Consider the following 3,405-nt stretch of genomic DNA (forward strand, 5'->3'; position numbering starts at 1 on the left):
ATGAACTCATTTGTGGCCAAAGTCATGGTTGTTTGGCGACCCGCGCCTTTGAGACGGTAATCTTTGACGCGGAAGGTGACGCTGCGTGCATCGAAACGGATCAAACGGCTGTTGGAAATGGCCACCCTGTGCGTGTAGCGCGACAGATAGGCCAACACGGATTTGGGCCCGGCGAAGGGTTCTTTGGCGTAAACGACCCGGTCTATTTTGCGCAGTGGTTGCAGGAAAGCGTCGAAGGCCGCGCGATCACCAAGTTCAGTATGGTCTCCAAAGAAGTGCAGCTTTCCGGCTTTGTGTAGTTTGGTCAGCCCTTCCAGAATGAGCCGCCGATACAGGCGAGACAGAACCCGCACAGACACAAAGAAGTTCTTGCGGGAGCTGACCCATTTTGAACTATCCGTAGACAGGCCACCGCCCGGGACGATCATATGGACATGTGGGTGGTGCGTCATCGCCGAGCCCCATGTGTGCAAAACCGATGTGATGCCAACACGCGCACCGAGATGCTTTGGGTCGGCAGCAATCCTGATCACCGTGTCCGCACTCACCCGCATCAGCAGATTATAGATCTCGCGTTTGTTCTGATGTGCATTATCGGCAATGGGCTTGGGCAGTGTGAAGACGAGATGGAAATAACGCACCGGCAGCAGCTCTGCTTCCCGTGCTACCAGCCATGCCTTAGCCGCACCGGCCTGACATTTTGGGCAGTGACGATTGCGACAGGAATTGTAGGCGATGTGCTCATGCGAGCAGTCGGCACAGCGCGCGACATGACCGCCAAGCGCTGCTGTGCGGCAGCGCTTGATTGCGCTCATGACTTTGAACTGGTTCAGGCTGATGTGCCCTGCGTTTGCCGCACGCCAGGCAGCACCATGGTCACGGAAGATATCCGCGACCTCCAGTGATGGACCGGGCATAGTGGCCTACGAAGGCTTAGGCTTGCCCTTCTTCCGTTTGGCCCCATTCAGATCATCCAACGGACTGTCCACTGCCGCGATCATGCCCGTGGCAACGCTGGCATAGCGCGCCGTGGTCGTCAGTTTGGAATGCCCGAGGAGGGCTTGGATCACCCGGATATCGACGCCGCGTTCCAGTAGATGGGTCGCGAAAGAATGACGAAGTGTATGCAACGTAACAGGTTTGGTGATCCCGGCCTCCTGCGCCGTCTGTTTGAACAGTCGCGACATCTGTCGCGCCGAGAGGTGCTTGCCACGATAGCCGGAAAACAGGACCCGCTCGGGTGCGGGCACATCCTTATCCTGACCGGTGGGTCGCTCTGTCCACCACTCACGCAGCAGGCCCAGAATGTCCGTCGGCAACATGACGTTGCGATCCTTGCGTCCTTTGGCTTGTACAATACGGATGATCTCTTGCGCGCTATCGATATCCCCAACCTTGAGCCGAACGACCTCGCCAGCCCGCATCCCGCAGCCATAGGCCAGCGACAGCATCACGCGCGCCTTCAGGCTCGGAGCCATGGCCAGGATGCGCTTGATCTCCTTTTTGCTCAACACCAGCGGCACCTTCATGGGCTCTTTGAGGCTGAAGATCTCGGCGACCAAATCATGCCGTCGAAGTGTCACACGGAGCAGGAACTTCACCCCGGTCATCGTCTGGTTGCGCGTGCAGATACTGGTCCCGCTTTCCACCAGATGCTGCTGGAAATACTTCACATCATCCGGAGTCGCCGTCTCTGGCGAGCGCCCGAGCCAGGCCGCAAATCGTTTACAGGCACGCAGATGGCTTGTCTGGGATGCAGGGCCGAGATTGCGCCCTGACATGTCGGCGATCATACGTGCGCGAAGGGGCGTAATTGGTGTGGAATGCTGAATGTTCATGGGAAAACCCTCTGTCGATCGAGGCAAAATCGAGAGTGTCCGATCTTCCGTGTATGAGTAATTTGGCCCATGCTTCACCAACGAAGGAGCATGACAACGATGACGATTTCCAAGGCACTTTTAGACGAGCTGCTGAGCGGCGTTGAGAACGCGGACGATTTGCTGGGCGATCAAGGTTTGATGAAGGAGCTCAAGGTCCGGCTGATGGAGCGGATGCTTGGCGCAGAGTTGACCGAGCATCTGGGCTATGAGCCCGACGCGCGCCCGGGCACTGAGCAGCGTAACCGGCGCAATGGCGCGACGCGCAAAACGCTGAAGGGCCATGACGGCACGGTTCCGATTGACGTTCCCCGCGACCGCGACGGTAGTTTCGAGCCTGAGCTGATCAAAAAGGGCCAGACCCGGATCGACGGGATGGATGACAAAATCATTGGCCTCTATGCAGCCGGATTATCGACCCGCGACATCCGCGCCCACCTTGAGGAAGTTTACGGCCTGAAGGTGTCAGCTGATCTTATCAGCCGTGTCACTGATGCCGTTCTGGAGGAGGTGTCGGACTGGCAGAACCGCGCCCTGGAACCGATGTATCCGATCGTTTTTCTTGACGCTCTCCGGGTCAAGATCCGCGACGCGGAAAGCCGTCAGGTCAAAAATAAGGCCGTATACGTGGCTTTGGGGGTCACTCCGGAGGGCGAACGGGAAGTACTGGGTCTATGGATCGCCAATAATGAAGGGGCTAAATTTTGGCTCAGTGTCATGAATAATCTGCGCAACCGGGGTGTGGAGGACATTCTGATCGCGGTGGTAGATGGGCTAAAAGGCTTCCCTGACGCTATCAACGCGGCCTTCCCTGAGACCACAGTCCAGACTTGCATCGTGCATCTGGTGCGCCATTCCTTGAACTTCTGCGGTTGGAAAGATCGTAAGGCCGTGGCCAAAGACCTGCGCCGGATTTATCAGGCCACGGATGACGGCGAGGCCGAGAAGGCCCTGGCTGATTTCGAGGTGGAATGGGGCTCTAAATACCCCTCAATCGCCCTGAGCTGGCGGCGGGCATGGCAGGAAGTGATCCCGTTTTTTGCCTTCCCACCAGCGGTCCGCAAAATCATCTACACCACCAATGCGATCGAAAGCCTCAATCGCGTCATCCGCAAAACCACCAAAACGCGAGGCAGCTTCCCAACCGACGATGCCGCGACAAAGCTGATCTATCTCGCGATCCGAAGTTTCGAGAAGGCCGGCAGATGCGTCAGAGAATGGGTTGCCGCACGAAACCAGTTCGCTATCCTATACCCAGAACGGTTCAATAAATGACCCGTCGAAACCGCATGGGCTAAACCTCATACGCAGAGTTTCGGATACTCCCGCAAAATCACCTCGATCAACAGCACACACCCAACATAACAAAACGCGAAACAAATCCCAACTCAGCGCAACGCCAGAAACAAGCGCCCTATCGCGGAGCGATTTAGTGCTCGAGCCCAGACTTACCAGCACTGCAGCTGCAGTATTTTGCGCTCGCAGAAATTCAGATATGTCACTTCCGGCCCAGACCGGCCATTCACGC

General features: G+C 57.0%; 3 protein-coding genes. 1 reads left to right on the top strand and 2 read right to left on the bottom strand.

The window, feature by feature from the left end; all coding sequences use genetic code 11:
- On the bottom strand, positions 1-917 hold a 917-nt coding region (locus B2344_RS08580; RefSeq protein ID WP_290485015.1), incomplete at its 3' end, for an IS91 family transposase.
- A 6-nt stretch (positions 918-923) separates the two neighbouring features.
- Positions 924-1,838 (bottom strand): tyrosine-type recombinase/integrase, encoded by a 915-nt coding sequence (locus B2344_RS08585; protein WP_290485016.1) that lies wholly within the window; start codon positions 1,836-1,838, stop codon positions 924-926.
- A gap of 99 nt (positions 1,839-1,937) precedes the next feature.
- On the opposite strand from B2344_RS08585, the gene B2344_RS08590 reads away from it, so the two are divergent.
- Positions 1,938-3,152, top strand: coding sequence for an IS256 family transposase (locus B2344_RS08590; RefSeq protein WP_290485017.1), 1,215 nt, complete (start codon positions 1,938-1,940; stop codon positions 3,150-3,152).
- Positions 3,153-3,405: the final 253 nt, after the last annotated feature.

The organism is Hyphomonas sp. UBA3195 (genome assembly GCF_002366485.1).
GTDB lineage: Bacteria > Pseudomonadota > Alphaproteobacteria > Caulobacterales > Hyphomonadaceae > Hyphomonas.

Bases quoted from the DNA above. Each gene is read 5' to 3' on its own strand.
- B2344_RS08590 (WP_290485017.1), top strand. From the start codon at position 1,938: ATGACGATTTCCAAGGCACTTTTAGACGAGCTGCTGAGCGGCGTTGAG.
- B2344_RS08585 (WP_290485016.1), bottom strand. From the start codon at position 1,838: ATGAACATTCAGCATTCCACACCAATTACGCCCCTTCGCGCACGTATG.